The organism is Bacteriovorax sp. As-1, from assembly GCF_058446905.1.
Window position 1 is genome coordinate 85,388 of sequence record NZ_CP184341.1, and the last position, 20,947, is coordinate 106,334.

At 41.7% G+C, this 20,947-nt stretch carries 22 protein-coding genes and 1 pseudogene; 7 read left to right on the plus strand and 16 right to left on the minus strand.

Annotated elements, in window-relative coordinates; translation table 11 throughout:
* Positions 1-287: 287 nt before the first annotated feature.
* From tsaE to ACN20O_RS00435, 7 genes are all read right to left on the minus strand, one after another.
* Entirely contained in the window at positions 288-716 is a 429-nt protein-coding gene (gene tsaE, locus ACN20O_RS00405; RefSeq protein ID WP_491636098.1) for a tRNA (adenosine(37)-N6)-threonylcarbamoyltransferase complex ATPase subunit type 1 TsaE, read from the minus strand.
* A 12-nt stretch (positions 717-728) separates the two neighbouring features.
* The gene (locus ACN20O_RS00410) at positions 729-1,484 is read right to left on the minus strand and encodes a pyridoxine 5'-phosphate synthase (RefSeq protein ID WP_491636100.1); all 756 of its coding nucleotides are present in this window, start codon (positions 1,482-1,484) and stop codon (positions 729-731) included.
* A 25-nt stretch (positions 1,485-1,509) separates the two neighbouring features.
* On the minus strand, positions 1,510-2,874 hold the full coding sequence (gene glmM, locus ACN20O_RS00415) for a phosphoglucosamine mutase (protein WP_491636102.1): 1,365 nt from the start codon (positions 2,872-2,874) through the stop codon (positions 1,510-1,512).
* 36 nt (positions 2,875-2,910) lie between these two features.
* Positions 2,911-3,594, minus strand: a complete 684-nt coding sequence (locus ACN20O_RS00420) for a CdaR family protein (protein ID WP_491636104.1) — start codon at positions 3,592-3,594, stop codon at positions 2,911-2,913.
* Entirely contained in the window at positions 3,591-4,406 is an 816-nt protein-coding gene (cdaA, locus tag ACN20O_RS00425; RefSeq protein ID WP_491636106.1) for a diadenylate cyclase CdaA, read from the minus strand. Before cdaA ends, ACN20O_RS00420 begins: the two co-directional genes overlap by 4 nt.
* Before the next feature lie 11 nt (positions 4,407-4,417).
* Complete coding sequence (locus ACN20O_RS00430; protein WP_491636108.1) at positions 4,418-6,388, minus strand: sigma 54-interacting transcriptional regulator; 1,971 nt, start codon at positions 6,386-6,388, stop codon at positions 4,418-4,420.
* 97 nt (positions 6,389-6,485) lie between these two features.
* Positions 6,486-7,523, minus strand: a complete 1,038-nt coding sequence (locus ACN20O_RS00435) for a M14 family zinc carboxypeptidase (RefSeq protein ID WP_491636110.1) — start codon at positions 7,521-7,523, stop codon at positions 6,486-6,488.
* 93 nt (positions 7,524-7,616) lie between these two features.
* Here ACN20O_RS00435 and ACN20O_RS00440 point away from each other — a divergent pair, with 93 nt between their 5' ends.
* Positions 7,617-8,462 carry an ATP-grasp domain-containing protein gene (locus tag ACN20O_RS00440; protein ID WP_491636112.1) on the plus strand — a complete coding sequence of 282 codons (846 nt, stop codon included), beginning with the start codon at positions 7,617-7,619 and terminating at the stop codon, positions 8,460-8,462.
* Here the strand turns inward: ACN20O_RS00440 and ACN20O_RS00445 are convergent.
* Entirely contained in the window at positions 8,454-9,923 is a 1,470-nt protein-coding gene (locus tag ACN20O_RS00445) for a phospholipase D-like domain-containing protein (RefSeq protein WP_491636114.1), read from the minus strand. The genes ACN20O_RS00440 and ACN20O_RS00445 overlap by 9 nt on opposite strands.
* A 218-nt stretch (positions 9,924-10,141) precedes the next feature.
* Between ACN20O_RS00445 and ACN20O_RS00450 the strand changes: the two genes are divergently transcribed.
* The 3 genes from ACN20O_RS00450 (at position 10,142) to ACN20O_RS00460 (ending at position 11,644) form a co-directional block, all read left to right on the plus strand.
* Positions 10,142-10,339, plus strand: coding sequence for a (2Fe-2S)-binding protein (locus ACN20O_RS00450; protein WP_491636116.1), 198 nt, complete (start codon positions 10,142-10,144; stop codon positions 10,337-10,339).
* 42 nt (positions 10,340-10,381) lie between these two features.
* Complete coding sequence (gene bfr, locus ACN20O_RS00455) at positions 10,382-10,861, plus strand: bacterioferritin (RefSeq protein WP_491636118.1); 480 nt, start codon at positions 10,382-10,384, stop codon at positions 10,859-10,861.
* A 114-nt stretch (positions 10,862-10,975) separates the two neighbouring features.
* Complete coding sequence (locus tag ACN20O_RS00460) at positions 10,976-11,644, plus strand: MBL fold metallo-hydrolase (protein WP_491636120.1); 669 nt, start codon at positions 10,976-10,978, stop codon at positions 11,642-11,644.
* Here the strand turns inward: ACN20O_RS00460 and ACN20O_RS00465 are convergent.
* Both ACN20O_RS00465 and hemH read right to left on the minus strand, forming a co-directional pair.
* A pseudogene (locus tag ACN20O_RS00465) lies at positions 11,641-11,751 on the minus strand (VOC family protein); the annotation flags it as partial. The gene ACN20O_RS00460 and the pseudogene ACN20O_RS00465 sit on opposite strands and share 4 nt — an antisense overlap.
* Positions 11,752-11,827: 76 nt before the next feature.
* On the minus strand, positions 11,828-14,245 hold the full coding sequence (gene hemH / locus ACN20O_RS00470) for a ferrochelatase (protein WP_491636123.1): 2,418 nt from the start codon (positions 14,243-14,245) through the stop codon (positions 11,828-11,830).
* 72 nt (positions 14,246-14,317) lie between these two features.
* On the opposite strand from hemH, the gene queF reads away from it, so the two are divergent.
* Entirely contained in the window at positions 14,318-14,863 is a 546-nt protein-coding gene (gene queF, locus ACN20O_RS00475) for a preQ(1) synthase (RefSeq protein ID WP_102243908.1), read from the plus strand.
* A gap of 9 nt (positions 14,864-14,872) precedes the next feature.
* Complete coding sequence (gene tatA / locus ACN20O_RS00480) at positions 14,873-15,046, plus strand: twin-arginine translocase TatA/TatE family subunit (RefSeq protein WP_491636125.1); 174 nt, start codon at positions 14,873-14,875, stop codon at positions 15,044-15,046.
* On the opposite strand, the gene ACN20O_RS00485 is transcribed toward tatA, so the two are convergent.
* The 6 genes from ACN20O_RS00485 to ACN20O_RS00510 all read right to left on the minus strand — a co-directional run bounded on the left by ACN20O_RS00485 (position 15,047) and on the right by ACN20O_RS00510 (position 19,737).
* Positions 15,047-16,618: an N-acetylmuramic acid 6-phosphate etherase family protein gene (locus ACN20O_RS00485; RefSeq protein ID WP_491636128.1), complete on the minus strand. Its 1,572-nt coding sequence runs from the start codon at positions 16,616-16,618 to the stop codon at positions 15,047-15,049.
* A 26-nt stretch (positions 16,619-16,644) separates the two neighbouring features.
* A complete protein-coding gene (locus ACN20O_RS00490) occupies positions 16,645-17,016 on the minus strand; it encodes a response regulator (protein ID WP_491636130.1) in 372 nt (123 codons plus the stop codon).
* A 147-nt stretch (positions 17,017-17,163) separates the two neighbouring features.
* Positions 17,164-17,352: a KH domain-containing protein gene (locus ACN20O_RS00495; RefSeq protein WP_491639243.1), complete on the minus strand. Its 189-nt coding sequence runs from the start codon at positions 17,350-17,352 to the stop codon at positions 17,164-17,166.
* Between the two features lie 97 nt (positions 17,353-17,449).
* Complete coding sequence (gene rpsP, locus ACN20O_RS00500; RefSeq protein WP_102243912.1) at positions 17,450-17,692, minus strand: 30S ribosomal protein S16; 243 nt, start codon at positions 17,690-17,692, stop codon at positions 17,450-17,452.
* A gap of 84 nt (positions 17,693-17,776) precedes the next feature.
* A complete protein-coding gene (ffh, locus tag ACN20O_RS00505; protein WP_491636133.1) occupies positions 17,777-19,240 on the minus strand; it encodes a signal recognition particle protein in 1,464 nt (487 codons plus the stop codon).
* A gap of 2 nt (positions 19,241-19,242) precedes the next feature.
* On the minus strand, positions 19,243-19,737 hold the full coding sequence (locus ACN20O_RS00510; protein WP_491636135.1) for an HAD family hydrolase: 495 nt from the start codon (positions 19,735-19,737) through the stop codon (positions 19,243-19,245).
* 82 nt (positions 19,738-19,819) lie between these two features.
* On the opposite strand from ACN20O_RS00510, the gene ACN20O_RS00515 reads away from it, so the two are divergent.
* Positions 19,820-20,905, plus strand: a complete 1,086-nt coding sequence (locus ACN20O_RS00515; protein WP_491636137.1) for a tRNA dihydrouridine synthase — start codon at positions 19,820-19,822, stop codon at positions 20,903-20,905.
* Positions 20,906-20,947: the final 42 nt, after the last annotated feature.

The window sequence follows — 20,947 nt, forward strand, 5'->3', positions numbered from 1 at the left end:
GGTAGAAGTGCTCATCCGTGCCCTTCTTTCTAGTCTGACTTGATTCCCTTCGAAAAGAATCAATCTAACAAGAATAGTATGACGTTAGGGATTCATAGAAGTCAACAAACTATTTTCTATCTTTTGATTGTAAGGTATTGAAATTAAGGTAATCTAAAGCGTTAAGATCGGGTGAATCCCCAATAAAACCGCCTAATTAGGTCACTTGATTCGATGCAATTTATTGATCTGAAAATAATTTATCCGTGTTTTTTGATCGGAAAAAATTGCCTACGTAGGACCACTTTTTAAACAATTTTGCTAAGTAAAAAATTGCGTGAGTTGTTTTCGTTGATCTCAATTTTCAATTGATAAAATTTAAATTCATCACCAATGATTCGTTGAAGATCGCGCAGGTAAGGCATTCCCCACTCAATGAGAAAATAATCTTTCTCTTCTAAATACATCGGGATTTCTAAGTGAATGAGCTCTTCTCTCTTTTCGATCCTATAAAGATCAGCGTGCAGAAGATTGTCGATCTCATTGATGATTGAATAAGTGGGGCTCGTCGTCTGCTTTGTCGTTCCTAAGAAGATCTTAGTAAACGTCGTCTTCCCTGCACCAACCGGCCCATCCAGGATGATTACACTCGGCGGTTCAATCACCTCTTTCATTTCAAGGGCGATATTGGCAAGGTCAGACTCGAGGACTTTTTTCCAGGCGCGAACTAAACTCATGTGTCACCTTTTCTATTTTAAAGGATGTGCTTCAAAAACGTTTTTTAAATTCTTTACGGTATTTGAAAGCCCATTAAAAAGAGCATGGCAAATAATCCAGTGACCGATGTTGTACTCTTCGAAGATTTTCGCTTCTAAAAGAGGAACAACACTTTCTTCAGTCAGACCATGGCCTGCATGCGTGGCAATTTTATTGTTGGTTAAAAATTCTTTAGCGGCCTTATACTGTTCAATATAACGGCCGACATCATCCCCGTTAGCAAAAACGCGCGCGTACTCTCCAGTATGGATTTCAACAGCATCGATGTTTAGTTGAGTGGCCTTAATAAGCACTTCGATTTTTGCTTCTAAGAAAAGCGAAATCTTGACGTCTTTAATTGAACTCTTAAGCTTCTTAACAGCTTCTTCAATGCGGATAAAATTAGCGTCATCCAAAAGATCCAGACCACCTTCTGTGGTTTTTTCCTGGCGTTTTTCCGGAACTAAACAGATCCATTCAGGAGTGGAAGCGATGGCAATCTCTACGATTTCCGGATTCACTCCCATTTCCAGGTTAAGTGGTTTTCCAAAACGTTTTGTTACCAGGCGAACTGTCTCAACGTCAGTGTCCTGAATATGTCTTCTATCTTCACGAAGGTGAATAGTAATTTGGTCAGCACCGTTTGATAACGACACTTGAGCGGCGTCTACGACACTTGGATAATCTTCTCCACGTGCCTGTCTTAAAGTGGCCACGTGATCAATGTTAACGCCTAAACGAGGGATCATTTTAAACTCCTAAAAAGTAACTAAACTAACCAATCTCTTTTTTCACAACTGCGACCAGTCGATTACATTCTGCTTCAACCAGCTCCGCATTGTCACCTTCAACCATAACGCGAAGAAGGGGCTCTGTTCCTGAATAACGAAGAAGGACACGTCCTCTTCCATCCAATTTTCTTTCTGCTTCTTTTGTCGCTTCTTCAATCGCTTTGACTGTCTCTAGCTGAGGTTTATTTTTTACCATCACGTTTTTAATAAACTGAGGAAAAAGCTCAATTTCTGCGACCAGGTCTTTAAGCGACTTGTTGAAGTATTTCATCGCCTCAATAACTTTTAATCCTCCCAGTGACCCGTCTCCCGTTGTCGAATGGCGGCTGAAGATGATGTGCCCAGAAGGCTCTCCTCCTAGGATACAGTTATTGGCGCGCATATATTCGATGATATAGCGGTCTCCGACTTTTGTGCGATAAAAATTAAGTCCCAGAGATTTTACATACAGTTCAAGTCCCAGGTTGGACATAACAGTCCCTACGACAGTGTCACCAGGTTTAAGTTCACCGCGGGCAAGAAGAAGTTTAGCAAAGAGACCGATGATTTTATCACCATCAATCATTGTTCCTTCTTGGTCAATAACACTTACTCTATCGCCGTCACCATCGATACAAATCCCGATGTCTGCACGGTATTTTAGAACTTCTGCACGGGCCGCTTCCGGGTGAAGTGAGCCGACATTTTTATTGATATTTTCTCCGTTTGGTGAAATCCCGATTGAGAACACTTCTGCTCCCAGCTCCTGAAAAATCATCGGAGTTACTTTGTAACCAGCGCCGTTAGCACAGTCTAAAACAATGCGCATTCCATCTAAGTCATAATCATGCCCCAAGGCCGATTTAACTTGAACAATATAGCGACCATAAACTTCTTTTAATCTTTCGGCATTTCCTAGAAGGCCTCCGAATTTTGCCGGCATTAATTCCGGATTTAAAATCAGTCTTTCCAGTTCAAGCTCTACTGAGTCTGGAAGTTTATTTCCTTTCCCATCAAAAATTTTAATCCCATTGTCTTCAAAGTGATTATGTGAAGCTGAGATCATCACTCCGGCATCAGCGCGCATCGAGTGAGTTACAAAAGCAACTCCCGGAGTTGGAAGAGGACCAGTCAGAATAACCTCTCCACCTTGCGAACACACACCAGAAGCAAAGGCCATCTCCAGCATGTAACATGAAAGTCTCGTATCCTTCCCTACGATAATGATGGGTTTTGAATTGTTTGGATTGGTCGATTGAAAGTAGTGAGTCACTGCGCGACCAAGGGCCGTCGCCACTTCTGCTGTCATTGGGTAAGCGTTTGCCTTACCACGAATTCCATCTGTCCCGAAAAGTTTTCTCTCCGACATAATCTCATCCTTTTGCAACAATAACATTCCTAAGCGTTATTCTTTTTTAACTTCTTCACGCTTAGGAATTGTCAGTTGTACTTTATATTTTAATCTAATTCTTGGGTTCTCTTCATACATCAAACGCGAGTCCAGCTCATCCAAGGGAACCATTAGCGTTCCTTCTTCCTTGTCTACCGTCGAAAGGTTCACCGGAGTGGTCTCTACTCTAGACAATTTTCTGATGACGTCAACAGGACCGCTGACCATTATGTTCTCTGGCTCAACGTGCATTTCTTTAAACTTTTTGTCATAGGCCATATTGCCAATGTACAGAACCTTGACCGGCAGCTGCATTTGCACCAGGCGGTCAATTTCAATGCTCGCCTCTTTCGGATGCATCTCTAAAATGTCCACACCAAAGGGCACCGTAATCTGTGACGGATGGTATTGAACTTTAAAATTCTTGCCGAACTTTTTAAAGTAAGGGTTCAAATCAACGACCAGCTTCTCTTTGTTGGAAAAAACATTTCCAATGAAGGCCTTTGAGCCTTTGAGTTTTAGAGTAAGCTGTCTTTCGGTTTGACTTGAGATGGCGTAACCCTTGGGCAATTGAAACTCAATTTGAATCTTCTTTTCTATTTCCACTGGCTCACTGTTTAAAACATAAAACCATAGCGATACTGCAAAAAAGATCGCGATGATTTTGAGCGTGTGTCTTTGGGCCTTTTCTAATTTCAACGAACAATGTCCTTGGTCTTAATCGGTCTTAGAGCACTGTCTAAACTTTCATTGCTCCAAATGTGACGAAGATACTGTCCCAGCTCTTTTTCTGTTTTACACAGGTAGAAAATCCCTTCGACACATAAGTTAATCTTACCAGTTTCTTCAGAACAAGTAATAACTAATGCATCGGTAACTTCTGTCAGCCCCAGAGCGGCCCTATGACGGGTCCCTAAGTGGCGTTCGATATCAAAGTTCTTTGATAGGGGCAAAAAGCAGCCCGCAGCTGTGAGCTTTGAGTTCTGGATAATGATCGCCCCATCGTGAAGGCTGGAGCTCGACTCGAAGATCGAATAGATAATATCCGAATGGATTCTGGAGTCCAGCCTCGTCCCGGTATTGATATAGTTGAGTAAACCGTGCGTGCGTTCAATAACGATCAGGGCCCCGATCTTTTCTCGCGAAAGGGCCCCGCAGGCCTCGACGATCTCATCAATTTCAAAATCGTGCTCGTCCTTAGAAAAGACAGTCAGGATATTTCTCTTCGTCCCTACCGAGGCCAGGGCACTTCTGAACTGGTCCTGGAAGAGAACGACAACGATAATGAAAAATGAATCAAAAAAGTGAGCTAGTACCCAGTTGAGTGAGTAAAGCTTAAAAGTGATCCCCAGCCAGAAGAGGCCGAAAAGAAAACCAAGCCCCACAATCATCTGCGCGGCCTTTGTTCCTCTTACGATCAACAAAAGTTGATAAATAAGAATCGCGACAATGAGAATGTCGATGAAATCTTTTATATTGAGATGATTAAAAAATGGACTTAAAAAGGACATACCATTCCTTTTTAAGCCGCATTTGCGAATTCGTCATCTTCTTTCATGAATTTTAAGCGTTCTTCTTCTGTTAAGTTCAGAGACTTCAGGATATCTGTACTCATCAGAAGCTTCTTTCTTAAAGCTTCGCGGCTAATGCCCATCGCCTTAGCGGCCTTAGACTTGTTGCCGTTGCAGCGTCTGATCTCAGCATGGATCATTTCACGCTCTACCAATGAAAGACGGTCTTTAAGCGCAATGTTGTGGTCGCCAACAAATGGCAGGTCCCCAAACATTCTCTTCTTTTCTGAAAGATCCACTAGTGGTGATGCTGAATCTTCAATCTCGATATCAGTGATCACGTGGGCCTTTGGATTATAAAGCACTGCCCTTTCCACACAAAGACGAAGTTCTTTGATGTTACCTGGCCAGTCATACTTCTTTAACTTCTCCATTAATTTTGGAGCAAACGACTTCAGAAGAAGCCCTTCTTTTTTACATTCAGCTTTTAGGAAATAATCCACTAGAAGCTCGATATCATCGCCTCTTCTTCTTAATGGTTCCATAAACACAGTCGCTTTTGAGATGAACTCATAAAGCTCGCGGTCAAACTCTCCATTGGCCACAAGGAGACCAAGATCTCTGGTCGTTGTCGCTACAATGCGAACATCAAGACTGAACTTTGTGTTCGGGATATGGCGAGTTTTTAACACCTCTAAAAGTGTCTTCTGGTTTTTTGGAGAAAGGGCCCAGACCTCATGCAGCTGAACAGTTCCACCCTGGCAAGTAATAAACTTGCTTTCAGTTTCTTCCGGCCCAAAAAGCATTCTTCCTACCATTTCCTGGTCTTTTTCAGCACAGTGAACCACTTCAAAAGATTTTAATCCTCGCTGACCTTCAACGTGAAGAATCTTAGCGTAAAGTGATTTACCTACACCGCGCTCACCGAAAATTAAAACTGGTGCTTCGATGTCTTTTAGCTTCACGATTGTGCTTCTTAAAGAGGCCACGTGAGGCACTTTACCAATCAGCGCGTTCTTTCTATCAAAAGGATTCGAGAATCTTCTGATAAGCGACTTATCTGACATTGGCGTAAAGTTATAAAACACTGAAGAGAAAATCAATGAAAGAACTTTCATTGTCTTTTCGTCTTCAATCGTAAAGCGGTCTTCGTTTCTCTTGTTTAAAACTTCGATAACACCGATGATCTTGTCTTCGCGGTTATGAATTGGATGACAGATGATTGACTTCGTTTCAAAACCAAATTTCTTATCAAACGCTTCATTAAAGCGCGTGCTATCATGAACAGTATCAATGTTTAGGGCCACACCAGTTGTAAAAACTGATCCGGCAATCCCGATGCGGTAATCAAATTTTAACTGCTCTTTTCTTACTCCAAGCGCACAAACTGCTTCCAGTTCGTTGGTCTCTGGGTTGATAAGAAATAGTGAAGCTCTCTGTGCATTAAGAATGCGGATAACTTCATCAAGCATTGATTCAATAAACCCTTCTTTGTCTCCAAAGTGAGTGATGTCTTTAAATAATGAAAGTAAAAGTGAAAAGATTTCAAATCCATCCGTCGCTTTTGTGTAGCGCTCTTTAATCGCTGAATCAATCAGACAGTTTTTTAATCTCTCTCCTGAAAATCCAAGAATGTAGTGCTCAAGGAATTTTGCAATTCCCTTTTCTTCTTCGATTTCAATACCGTAAATAATCTTTTGATCATCTAATGATTGTGAAAACGCACGCACAACTTTCCCGGTTAAATCCAGATGGTGCTTCTTATATTGAAGAGAAATAGTGATTTCCTGACCAACAGAAATGCGCTCACTAGTGGCAAATCCAAGCCCGGTTAATGAAATATCAATGAGCTTGGCATCATCAATATATTCTTCTGGACCTCGATCCTTTGACATTTGAACGAGAAATCTCAGGTCGTCGGCCTCTTCTACTGGAATTCTGAATGATTGGTAGAATTTAAATTCAGAAAAACTCGCTAGCATAAGCTCTCTCCTAAAGTGTACAGATTCACTCAAGAGTCTTATCGACGAATTCCTTAAAAACTTGAATTTTTGCCAATTTTAATTTGCAAACGCTTGTTTAGTTTGCCGATGTGCCTGGAATCGCAGGAATGCCCTCTTTGCCTGGTTCATGCGTGTCTGTCACACCCGGAGCTTTTGCCAAATCCTGACGAAGACTGTGGACAATCACCTTGTGCATGGCCGATTCAAAGAGCTTCCAGTACTCGTTGCTCTTTCTTGGGTCAGCAGAGGGAAGTTCTAATGTGTATGTTGGAATGTTTCTTTCCTGTCCCGCCCAGTTTCCTAGTGAACCTGGAAAAAAAGGATAGTCTTTAATATTGTAGCCGGAAGCATCTTTACTCATCTGGTTTAAAAGCTCGTGTGCCTTCACACCATCAAGACCGTTGTTGGCGGCGATACTTGGGCCATCGTAATCTAATAAAGTCAGCGGCGAGTGAACCGAAACAATCTTATCCGGGTTGTAGCGCTTAATCAGATTCACCTGGAAGACAACTTCCGGTTCACTGTTTGGCCTATCACCTGGATTTTTTCTTTTGTCTTTTCTTAACTTCGTCAGCCAGATCTTTCTCGCTTCTTTTTGCCAGTCTGCTGTCGGAAAATTTCTATTTGGGTCTACTCCACGGGCATTCACACGTGTCGGGCGCGCTTTAAAGTATGAATCAGGATTAACTAAAGGAGACACCAGGACAACTTTATTACGGAACTCGCCTTTTAGCTTCTCAGGATCTGAGTAAGCTTGACGAAGGTAGTACATTAAATCAAAACAAAACTTAACCGGCGTGATTTCATCTCCGTGCACTCCGCACATAACAATCGTCACGTCTTTGTCTTTAAAGCTTGGCTGCTCTTCATCACTTACGTCACCAAAAACTGTCCACATAAGTGGATCGCCTAAAACAGAGTTTCTATAGTGACTCCATTTAAAAGTGTCACACTCACTCTTGTCCCAGCCGTAGCGCTTGAAGCTCTTTTCTAGTTTTTCACAATAATTCTTAATTGCCGGGGTCATTCCAAGCTCCGTTGCCGGAGGTGCCGCCGCAGGTGCAGGAGCAATTGGAGTCGACTGGGCATAACTTGCACTAAAAGTGCAAAGCATACTAAATAGAATTAATACATGACGGGCTTTCATTATGGATGATATTATAACTAGGTTCTTTTAAGGAATTCAATCAAAACTTAGTGAGTCCCCATGGGAAAAAATAATCTTATTATCGCCAGTCTTAACCCTAATCTCTATACAACCAAGAGGTTGATTGAAGAAGGCAAAAAACAAAAACACTCCGTTTTGTACCTAAACCCTTATCAGCACCAGATTCTTCCCAAAGAAAAGGAGAAAAACGGACTCTACCTCCATAGGACAACCGGAACCAATTACGACGATTTTGATCTGGTGGTCACGAAGCATCATGATAACCTGGGGATGAAAATTTCGAACCCTTACAATGCCCTTGGGACATTCCGTTCAAAAGATCTTCAGTCGCTTTTTTTTAATCGATATGATCTGCCTGCCATTACAACCCTTCTTTTCAGAGGGACGATGACTGATGAACTTGAGGCTGCCATCGCCAAACTTGGAGCCCAATACATCTTAAAAATGAACCGTGGCAATCAGGGGATTGGCGTAAACTTTCTGGAAGGACAAAAGTCACTTCAAAGTGTGCTGGAAACTTTCCATGCAATGAAAGACCAGCGTTTTTTAATCCAGCCCTACATACCTCACAAAAAAGAATGGCGCCTCTTTATGCTTAAGGGTGAGATCCTCGCCTGCATTGAAAAAACCATCGCCAAAGATGACTTCCGCGGAAATGCAAAACGCTCAAATGGAAAAATCCTTAAGAAGCTTCCAAAAGACTTGGAGTCTATTGCTCAGAAAGCTTTCCTTCACAGTGGGCTGGACTATGCGGGACTTGATTTATTGTTGTCGGAGAAAGGCGGCATTAAAATTTTAGAGGTGAATCCGATTCCAGGTTTTGAGCAGGCAGAAGAGCTCTCGGGGATCAATATCGCCCGAGAGCTTATAGTCAAATTACAGTAGGTAGTCGAAGATGTTTGCCGGGATTTTTGTGAAGTAATACAAAAGTTTCTTCCCAAACCCGATCTGGTAGAATTCAGCGTCAGCAATCGTCTTTTCAGAATCAAGATGGATGCTTCCACTTAATCTTGAATCAATATCTTTTTTGACTTCAACAGCTAGCTCTGGTGAATTTTCACAAGCTACAACCATTTCTGAGTTATAGTTAGCAGATCTTGGGTCTACGTTATATGTCCCGATGATCACGTTTTTATCGTCAAAGATAAAAGTCTTAGCGTGAACTCCAAAACGCGCCTTGCCTGCTTCACTTTCTAAAACTTCGTATGAATCTGGTCTTGCTCCCTTAAAGATGTATGAGTCCAGGCCTTTGTTTAACCATGTTCTCACGTTGCTGTCGAAGTTTGCGTAAACGTAGATAGCGTCTGTTGAGTTTAAGCTGTTCGTTAAAAGTTTGATTTCAACTTTATTAGCAAGGGCCTTATCCAGAGACTCTGAAAGCTCCTTGTTAACAATAAAGTAAGGAGAATCAATCAGGATCGATTTTTCAGACTTCGCGATACGCTCGAAAAGGTTGTGCTTAATCACACGGTTTTCTTTTCTGTTTTTTGTTCCAATGCTTGGGTACTCAGACATGAATGTAATTTCATTACATGAGCCGCGGTACTCTTTACTTAATTCAGCTTGTCCTTTTTCTCTGATGTCTTGCTCGCGTTTTGCATCTATTGGAGTATTGACGAAATCCTGAGCAATTTTCACTTTTTCTTTCCACTTCTTCAGGTCGTACTCGTACCCGGCAGTGTCATCATTATCCCCTCTTCTGTATTTTGGGTCATCACTTTCAGGCATTTTATCACGGGCCACGCGCTCGCTCTTTTTAGCAGCGAATGTTTCATCAAATGTTTTCTGAATAGAGGCAACCATGTCACCCTGAATGTGTATTTCGCGGTCCAGGAAGTTGTATTCTTCATGTAAATCAAAGTACTCATCACCGATATTTCTTCCACCAGTGATCACTTCTTTTCCGTCTACTAAAATAAGTTTTCTGTGGTTTCTATATTGTCCTGAAAACAAATTAAGCGTCGATGTCGTGTTGAAGTACTTAACTTCAATTCCTTCTTTTTCCAACTCATGGGTATAAAAAGGAGAAAGGTCACTTTTAACCATAAACCAATCAAGCAGCATTCTTACCCTTACACCCTCGCGTGCTTTTTTCACTAAGGCCTGAGTAAAAAGTTTTGCTGATTTATCTGTTCTATAGATGAAGTATTCTACGTCGATGAATTTCTCAGCTCTCTCAATCATCTGCAGACGCTCTTCCAGTGAAGCTAGTCCATGGTTTAAAAGAACGACATCATGTGGCTTCTTCATCTGCACACTGAAAGGATCTTTTCCTGCAATGTCTTGAGCAAATACATTCGTACCTACTAATAGATAAAGGGCTAAAAAAAGGTTCTTCGTCTTCATAAAGGCCTCTGGTCTTGATAAAAGATGTGTCTCTTATGATACGGGCCAAAGGCCTGTTGGTGGGCTGAGCTTGTAAAGAATTCACCCCCTGTCAGCTTTATTGACAGGTCTTTTTTACCCAGAGGAATCATGTAAATTCAGCAACTTGTTAGAAGATAGATATTTTAGTTTGACTAGTCATACTTTTGAACTAGAATGGCAACAAGAGGACACTTTAAATGTATATCTGTATTTGCAAAGGAATAACTGAGAAAATGCTGATGGACCAAATCGGGACACACAACCACTCTCAGGACCAAATCCTAAAAAATCTTGGAATCGGCGACTCATGCGGGGCATGTGTAGTCGATGCTGTCAAAAAAATCCTCGATAATCAGAACAATTTAGATTCCAAAAGCAAAAAATCCGACTCATAATCTTAGGCATCTCACACTTTACTTTTTTTTGGAGTGCTTATTATGAAAGGAAGTCAGGCAATCATTGATGCTCTTAATTCTGTTCTTACAAAAGAGTTAACAGCAATCAACCAATATTTTCTTCACGCAAGAATGTTACAAAACTGGGGACTAGATAAACTAGGTCGCCTTGAATACAAAGCTTCAATTGATGAAATGAAACACGCTGATGAACTTATCAAGCGTATTCTTTTCCTTGAAGGACTACCTAACCTACAAAAAATCGACCGCATCAGAATAGGGCAAACGGTTCAAGAAGTGATGGAAGCTGACCTAGAAGTTGAAAACGAAGCTATCCCTCACCTAAAAAAATGCATCAAGCTTGCTGAGAGCGAATCAGACTACGTGACTCGCGACTTGTTCCTTCACATCCTTGAAAGCGAAGAAGAGCATGTTGACTGGCTTGAAACTCAAGTAGGGCTTGTTAAGCAAGTAGGAATCCAGAACTACATTCAATCTCAAATTGAAATGGAGAAGAGCTAAAAAGAGGCCAACTCCCTTGTTTTAGAGTTAGCTCTTCCAACCGCTTTTGCTTTGAATGAGAAATTATTTGGCCACCAAGAGGTGGCCATCAACTACCAAACCAACCCTTTCCCCATGAACACACTAAAGAAAAACTCCCTCATCCTCATTAGCTTCCCCGTCGGCAATTACCAATGCAATTGCTCTATCCTCTACTCTGATATAACCAGAGAAGCGATCATCATCGATCCGGGAAATGATCATGAATTCATTCTGCAAAAGGTGAGGGATTTAAATCTTAAAGTAAAAAAACTCATCCACACTCACGCGCACTTCGATCACATCGGACGAAGCACAGAAGTGGCCAATGCCACTGGAGCGACTCTGCATCTGCATAAAGGCGATCAGTTTCTCTATGATGCTCTTCCTCAGCAAGGCGTGTTTTTCAGGCAAGTTGTCGGTGCTCCAAAACCAATCGACTCTTATCTTGAAGACAACGAAGAGTTCTCATTTGAAGACCCGGAAATTAAAACATTCCTAAAAACAATCCACACTCCAGGACACACACCTGGCTCATGTTCTTTTTATACCGAGTATTTTGACGAGCCGATGCTCTTTGCAGGCGACACTCTTTTCCAGCGCTCTATTGGCAGAAGTGATCTTCCTGGTGGCGATGGAAGGCTTATTATTAAGTCGATTAAAGAAAGGCTTTTTAATTTGCCTGATGAAACCAGAGTGATTGCGGGCCACGGTGATGAGACCCGCATCTTTGAAGAGAAAAAATATAATCCGTTTCTTTGTTAGCCGATTGGTGAGCAGATCTCGACAAGAAATCCGTTAAGGTCCCTCACGTAGCTGAGAGTTTGCCCCCAAGGCTTTTCTTTTGGAGCTTTTACTTCTGTTGCTCCTGCATTCAAGGACTTTTCATAAAAGGCCACTGTGTTTTCTACGCTCTCAACATAATAAATCACATATCCAAGTTTCAAATTAAGCAACCTGCTCTTTAACTTCTGGAAGTTTCATCACCATTAGAATTGGGATAATTAAGAAAACAGCTCCAATGTAGTATGGTGCTGCTGATCCATCTTTGTAGTAAATGATCGCTGCAAAAATTGGCCCTAGAACGCGGGCAAGAGCTCCCATTGACCTGAAGATCCCCACACTTCTTCCCTGCTCTTCACTTGGCGTATAAAACGTTACCAGAGTTGTTAAACATGGCATGATCATCGAAGACCCAACGGCCAGGAAGAATAATCCGGCGTATAACATTGGTGATGAGTAAGCTAGAGCGATTAATAAAAGACCTGGCACTAAAGAGATCATCCCGATCAGGGCCATTTTCTTTTCACCGATGACTGCCGCTTTTCTTCTAACAAATCCACCTTGGACGAAAGCGATAATGAATCCAATCCAAATGAAGATATAAGCATTTTGCATTGATGTGTAATTTAGTCTTTCTGCGGCCAGGAATGTTAGAGTGAACTCCATTCCTGAGAAAGCTGTTAGAAATGAGAAGTATCCAAGGTTAACTAAGTTAACTCCTGGGTATGGAAGAGGTTTAAACAGCTTAAAGATGTTGGCACTTCTTTCTGTTTTAGCTTGCCCTCTTCTTTCAGGAGGTAGACTTTCTTTAAACTTTGAAGAAATCCATACTGTGTTAAAGACAGAAAGGATAAAAGCAAACGCAGCTGGAACAGAAAATGGGTTAACTCCCCATGCAACTGAAGCTGGATAAATTTTTGTTAAATCAATCAGTGAAAGAATCCCACCAAATGCCGGTCCAACAACAAATCCTAAAGCAAAGGCCACACCAATGATTGCCATCCCTTTAGAACGGTTTTCTTTTGTTGTTACGTCGGCCACAACAGCTGTTGCCGTTGAAATATTTCCCCCCATAATCCCGTCGATAATTCTTGAGAGGATTAAAAGTGTGAATGATCCAGAGAAAAACCAGATTGCATAACCAACGGCCATACCGGCCATTGAGCGAACTAAAACCGGCTTTCTTCCGATCTTATCCGACCACGCTCCCCAAAGTGGAGCGGCAAAAAATTGCAGAGAAGAATAAATCGCTCCGAGCATTCCCCCGAATAAAACGATTCCTGAAAAAGCATTAGTTGAATCGGCCGTATAATTTGAAATCGATTGAATTGATCCAAAGATCGCCTGTAAGTAAACGTTATTTCCATCGACTGTCAGGTAGTGCTTAGCTAAACTCGGAAATAGCGGGAAAATGATAGAGAATCCTACCAGGTCCAGAAAAATAGTTAAGGCCACAATAAAAATTGAAGACTTTGCTTCTGGTGTTAGTGGTGTCGATTTTTGTTTTAATTCCTGAGCACTCATTTCAATAAATTCCTTATAGTCATTTTTTTCTAATGTATAAAAGTCAGCTTCGCGCGTCTCGATATCAGAAAGGCATTGGTGCTCAACAAAACTTGCAAAGTCTTTGCACCATTTTTCATCGTCATTTAAACAAGGGATAAAGTGAATGTCCCCCCCTTCTTCCTGAGCCGTGTGCTTTAGCTCATGCCCTAATTCATCTAAAGTTTCTAAACAGTCGGCCACAAAACTTGGCGAGTAAACAGCGAGATGTTTCTCACCTTTTTGCACCAACTTCACTACAGTGTCTTCTGTATAGGGAGTGAGCCACTCTTCCGAACCAAAACGCGACTGAAATGTCATCGTCACTTTATCAGGTGAAATATTTTTTAGGCGAGAACGGATTAAAAAGAATGTTTCAAAACAGTGCTGATAATAAACATCTTCTTTTTGTACCACTCTTCTTTTTTGGATTCCGTGGAAAGTTAAAAGCAGGCGATCAAGTTTCACACCTTCTGCTTTAAACTTCTCAAGATACTTATCAATTTGCAGAACGCTGTTATCTATAAAAGCTTTTGTTGTGTGGAAATTTGTCACCACGCTGATATCGGGAATTTTCACGCGGTTTTTATAAACGTGGGCCAGACCATCAAGTCCGGAAGCAATCGTTGACTCCGAGTACTGAGGAAACATTGGAATTACTTTTAGTTTAGTCGCAGGATTCGGGTCTTTTTCCCAGTCATCCCAAACGGCACTTACACGCGGCTCTGATAGTAAAAAAGCATGATTGACCTCAACCTTGGGTGAAGTCAAAAATGTACGAACGCGGTCAGTGAAATTTTTAGTGATCGAAATAAGCGGAAAAGTTTTTCCGTCCCAAATACGAGAATAAAGCTCGGCAGATCGCTTCGGCCTAAATGGCAGGACAAAAAGGTATAAAATGATCTTCCATAGGACAGGATTGATGTCCACAACACGGGGATCAGCTAAAAACTCCCTTAAAAAGGCCCTGACATCACTGACTTTAGGGCTTTTAGGCGAACCTAACTGGACGAAAACAACTTTAGTTTTTCCTTCACTCACGGCTTTATTCCTCAGGCTTAAAATGGTATAAGATTAATATCAAAAGAAGAACTTTAAGACTATGGAAACCCTATGAAAAAAAGCAAGAATACTGCTTCGAAATCGCCTAGACAAGGCCAGAAGTCAGAGACGAGAAAAGCTGAGCTAAAAAGCTTCTCGCTAGGCGAAAGCCACACTGATTATCCAACCACTTACTCTCCAGAAGTACTGGAGGCCTTCGATAATAAGAACCCGGGGAAGACGGCCTGGACGACATTCGTGTGCACTGAGTTTACTTCTCTATGCCCTAAAACGTCACAACCAGATTTTGCAAAAATCTTTATCAACTACATCGCTGATAAAAAGATGGTGGAATCAAAGTCGCTGAAGCTCTACCTTTTCAGCTTTAGAAACCACGGTGACTTCCACGAGGACTGCGTTCAGAAAATCTGTGACGACCTGGTGAAGTTAATGAACCCGCACTACATCGAAGTTATCGGTGAGTTCACTCCGCGCGGAGGAATTGCGATTTTCCCGTTTGCAAGTTATGGGTCTAAGAAATTTGAAAAACTAAAAGATGAACGTTTTATGAATTATGCTCCGGGAAAATACTCGATGGAGCTTTCAAAACTATACTAGGAAACAGTTATGGGAATTGGATTTACAGAAGGCCTTTTAATTGCGGCCATCGCCCTACTTCTTTTTGGTGGAAAGAAAATTCCAGAGCTGGGAAAGACTCTGGGAGCTTCAATCAAGGGCTTTAAAGAAGGAATGAAAGAAGACAATAAAAAAATAGACGACAACGACAAGAAGCAGTCTTAATTACTGCTTCTTGCCCTCGAATTCTTCAACCATTTTTAGTACCAGCGCCTGATCTCTAGGGATCTGATCTTTTAATCTAAAACACGCATGCACTAATTGATCGTAAGGGACATCAATACCCTTTTTCTTAAGTAATGTCGTAGCGTATCTCACAGCGCGGTCGATAAGTTTATTATTGCTCGCACGCACCCAGGTCATCAGGTTAGATTCGTAACGCCCCATTCTCCCCATAATCGTCGTCGAGAGATTGTTCAGTAAAATCTTAAGGACCAGGTGAGCTGAAAGAAAATTCAGTCCCCCTAAATCCAGCGTGTGTTTTAAGTAATCCAGTTCAAAATGAATTTGATTAAGCTCGCGGTTAAAATGCACTTTAAAATGATGGTTCTTCTTTTTTAAATACTCTTGTCTCATGGCTGGAAAGTGCTGACTGATATCAAAGCCCATCAAGCGCTCATGAGTGGTCTGCGCTGTGACTTCTGGCCAGTAAAACGTGCGTGGCGCGCGCTTTAAAAGAGAGTGCCATGCCTCTTCATTAGTTTTTGCCTGAGAAAAATACATATAAGAAAGCGAAGGATTCTTATGCTCTTCCTTCTGATTTTCAAACGGATATAAGCTAAACGTCGGCGATCTCTCCGTCGTATCTGTAAGGATACTGATCCCAAAATAAGAGTCTGTCTCATAGAGAAGATATTCACCATTTTTATAAATATCGCTTTCTTTTTCAATGAAAGGTTTTAAGAAATCAAAATCTGTTTTTCCCACGAAAGAGATGATGCCTGCGACTTCATCTTCAATTTTTTTAAAAATCTCATCGTGAAACCACATCGCCAGCCCCACGACATACATTAAAATGGTCGTGGCCTGCATACGCGTGCTTCCAGTCAAGGCCATTGGCCCTACTGTCACGTTGATTTTGTGAATCTTTGGGTTTTCAATCACATTCTTCGAGCGAAGAGCGGTAACTTTTAAAATATCGTCGGGATTGCAATAGAGGAAAAAAGGCGAGTTGTTGCTTTTTTTCGAAGCAGCTTCTGTGGCCCCGATAACAAAAGGAGTCTCTCCTCCTTCCGTCGTTGAAATAAGTAAATCCCCTTCCTTAAATCCAAGCTCCATCAGCTGGCGCTCGCCAAACTCTGGGAAGTCTTCAAACTTCTCTACCGCATGTATGAGGGCGACATCTCCTCCGGCCATAAAGCTAAAAATGCGGTTTTGATACTCAGGGTGATTGTCGTATTTGTGTCTCCAAATCGTCTCTAAGGCAAGAGAGAGTCTTCCTGTCGCTCCACAACCACAGAGGAAAATATTGTTTCCTGCTTTAAGTGTCGCCTCAACTTTCTCCTGGAGAAATTTGATTTGAGGAAGCACTTCACGCACTTTTAAAAAGACATCGTAATCAATGCCTTTAATCGTCGCAATCGCACGACTGACATCCGTTTTCGCTTCATCTGATAAATGCATTGAACGTGGATTTGGTGATTCAGTGGGAAGACTTCCCAATTTAAACTGTTCACAAATTTTTAAAAACTCTTCAGCTCCCTGACGGGAAAGGGCATCTTTTTGTTTGTCTTCCATGACCACTTTGTTCTCTCTAGAGAAAATTAGAATTTAATGTCCTTTTTAATTCTCTCTAAAATTTCATCGAGGTCAAATGGTTTTAAGATAAGGCCATGTCCACCGGCCTCTTTGACTTCTTCTTCCCTGATATCGAAGGCACCCGTAAAAAGATAGAAGACTGGCATAGTTTGATAATAGCTTCTTAGATTAGAGAGAAGCTCCATTCCAGACATCTCGCCCATATTGGAATCGGAAACAATCACCTGGACTCCAGGATTACTTTTGCAAAAATCCAATGCGGACGCCCCTGAAGAAAGACCGACAGTTTTTACACCAGGTATCTGGAGAATCTCTTCGTACATTTCAAGGAGGTCAGGATTATCATCAACGATTAAAAGGATCGGCTCTACACTCATAGGAATATATTGTATGACAAATCATCGGAAAATTTTGGGCAAAGAAGCTAAACCCTTAGATTAAAAGAGATAAAAAAAAGGAAGTCCGAAAACTTCCTTTTTTTACACCCCAAAAAATTTGGCAGTTAAATCAATTTTTTTCGTTTACTACTCGATGATCTCTAGAACTGAGCGCTTCTTTAATTTAGTAGACGCTGCATTTAGGATCGTTCTTAGTGATCTCGCTGTACGGCCTTGTTTACCGATAATCTTACCAAGGTCAGTCTTATCTACCTTTAGTTCAATTACAGTCGTCTGCTCTCCAACGATCTCATTTACAGTAACAGCTTCCGGCATATCTACTAGAGCTTTACTTACGTAGCTAATAAGGTCTTTCAACTCACTCACAACAAACCTCCAAAAACGTGGATCTCAACAAGCTTTTTTACAAAGCTTAAAGAGCGATTTTTTGGTTGCTAAGTAGAGTTCTTACTGTATCAGAAAGAGTTGCACCTGAAGCTACAAGAGCTTTAAGGCGGTCAACTTTTACGTTCTTAAGTGAAGTAGCGTCGTGTGGGTTGTATTGTCCTAGTTTCTCAAGGAAACCACCATCTCTTGATTTACGAGAGTCAGTTACAACGATTGTGTAAACAGGATCATTTTTTCTTCCACCACGCGATAGTCTAACAGTTAACATCTAAAATTCTCCATAAAGTAATAAAAAACAGATTAAATTAAATAATTCATGCGGTCTAATTAGTCAAATATTAAAAGCTTATGCTTAAAAATATCCTTTGCCCCACGGACCTTTGCCACCTTTTTTCTTGTCCTTGCCTTGCATTCCGGCGAAAGGATTCACAGCGTTAGGATCTTGCCTAAAACCCTTCTTCCCTCCCATACCTGGAAATCCCGGCATTCCCGGAAAACCTCCGCCATTCATCATAGCGGCCATCCCACCCATCATTTGCTCCATTTGTTTGAACTTCCCAAGAAAGTCCTTCACCTGAGCTTCCGTCGTCCCTGAACCGGTAGCGATTCGCTTTAAACGGCTTTCTTTGATGATTTTATAGTCCTGGCGTTCTGCCTTGGTCATTGATGAGATGATGATCTTCATACGCTTCATTTCGTTTTCAGCAGGGCTTAGATCGCCGATCTGGCGAAGCATACCACCCATCCCTGGAATCATTTTTAGAATTGAGCCCATTGAGCCCAGGTTACTAATCATGTCCATTTGCTTTAAGAAATCATCGACAGTGAACTTCCCTTTTTTAAAGTTGTTCATCATCGACTCAGCGTCGGACTCGTTGATGTTGTCTTGTGCTTTTTCAACTAGTGAAAGAACGTCTCCCATATCGAGGATTCTCTTAGCAAGACGATCAGGATGGAATAACTCCAGATCCTTCATCTTCTCGCCCATCGAAACGTAACGAATAGGTACACCAGTGACGTGACGGATAGATAAAGCCGCCCCACCTTTAGCGTCAGAGTCCATTTTCGAGAGAACGATTCCCGTCACACCGATAGCTTCATGGAAAGTTTTAGAAACATCGACGGCCGCTTGTCCAGTCATGGCATCTGCCACCATCAGGACTTCCGGTTTTAGATCGGCAATTGATTCTTTAACTTCCTTGAGTTGATCCATGAGTTCAGCGTCGACGTGTAGACGTCCGGCCGTATCAATTATCACTACGCTCTTGTGACGTTTTTTAGCTTCTTCAATAGCTAGTTTGGCAATCTCTTTTGGGTGAAGATTCAAATCAGAGTCGAAGCAATCTACGTCGATTTGTTTTGCCAGGGTCTGTAGTTGCGCTTTCGCAGCTGGACGGAATGTATCCGCTGGAACAAGCATTACATCTTTTTTCTTTTTGCTTTTTAAGTGTAGAGCAAGCTTTCCTGAAAACGTTGTCTTCCCTTGTCCGTTTAATCCGACAACCAGAATAGGAACAATTCCCGGGCGCTCTAAATTGATTTCTTCGTTGGCGTCTCCCATGATACGCGCCAGTTCGTCGTGCATGATCTTAACAAACTGCTCGCCTGGGTTAACTCCCTTGATAACTTTTTCACCAAGTGCTTTTTCTTTAACAGCGGCCACGAATTCTTTAACAACTTTGAAGTTAACGTCAGCTTCCAGAAGAGCTGTGCGCACTTCTTTTAGTGTTTCTTCAATATTTTCTTCAGTGATTTTTGATTTGCCTTGAATGTATTTAAAGGCGTTCGAAAATTTCTCACTTAACGTATCAAACATGCTTATCCCAATTTGAGGTTAAAATGCGCTTCAATGATCGGACGACAGTCGGCCGGCTTCATTGCGACATATGGTGTTTTGGCACGGAAAATTTCTACCTGAATTGTGCTATTCCAGCAAGCTGCAATAACAGGAATTCCAAAAGCTTTTGCTCCATCGAGATCTCCGAGACTATCTCCAATGTGCAGTAGGTTTTCTTTTTCAATCCCTTGGGTGATTTTTAAAAGCCCCATCGGGTGAGGTTTAGACAACCCATCGTCATGCCCATAAATTTCTCCGACATACTCGGCAATCCCCAGTTTTTTTAAACTCTCCACTGTGGATTTATGGGATCTCGCCGTCCAGACGCTGATATGAAAGTTCTGGGCCACCAGATCAACTAAAAGTTCTTTAATCCCGGGAAATAAACTAAAATCAGGAGTTTCGGTGCATACCAATGTGCCGTCGTGATCAAAAATGATCATCTTCGGTTTAGTTTCTTGGGAAATATTTTTCATATCAGGGCGATTCCATTGACTGGTGGTTTCTCTCTCTGCTACCTAGAGTCATTAAACCTAATTGATGAGCTAGAGATTTTTCATGACAAAGAATGCACCATTTAGCCCAGAACTTCAAAAAAAAATCGATGTTCTTAAAGCGCGTCGCACACCTATTCAAATGGGCTCGCTTTCTTTTGACTCTCCACTACTTTTAGCTCCGATGTCTTCAATCTGTACGGCGCCTTTTAGACTTCTCATGGAAGACCTGGGTGCCGGCGGAACAGTTAGTGAACTTATCTCAATTCACGGGATCAATTACAAAAATGTTAGAACTATCGACATGCTAAAAGTTGATTCGCGCGAAAAAAATATGGGTCTGCAACTTTTTGGTGAAGGCGCAGAAGCTTTTGCCGAAGCTGCGAAAGTGGCCGAAGAGTTCAATCCAAAATTTATCGACATCAATATGGGATGCCCGGTAAAAAAAGTTGTAGGAACTGGTGCTGGTTCATCTTTATTAAAAGACCCAAGTGCACTTCCTCCACTTTTCAGCGCCGTGAAAAAAGCAATTAAAGTTCCACTGACTATTAAAATCAGACTGGGATGGGATCACGATTCAATCAACGCTTTAGAAGTTATTCACATCGCTAAAGAAGAGGGGATTGAATTCGTCGCAGTCCACGGCAGAACGCGCGCTCAACAATACACGGGCAATGCAAACTGGGATCACCTGGAGTTCCTGGGAGAAAAAGCACCACTGGATATTATTGGCAACGGCGATCTTCACACGGCCACTCTGGTAAAAAACAGAATGAAGACCACAAAATGCCAGGCACTCATGCTGGGACGTGGGCCTTTAAGAAATCCATTTTTATTTCTTGAACCTTATATGACAGAGGCAGATGATATTTTCTTTACGCCTCAGGATCACTTGGAAGTTATCAATAAACTTATCGAGTACTCTGTGCCTTATGCCCACAGCGACCACACGCTTTTAGTGTCGATTAGAAAACACTTAATCTGGATGGCCGCTGGTTATAATAACGTGAGCTACTTTAGGGATATGATTTTTAAAACTCCCGATCTAAAAGACACGATGAAAATTTCAGAAGATTTCTTCCTCTCGCTCAAAGATCAAAGAAAGAGGCTTCAGGATCACGATTCGTTTATGACTTCTGGCCACGGTTAAAAGGGCGATGCCTCAGAAACCGGCCAGAAATTCTCACAGCTT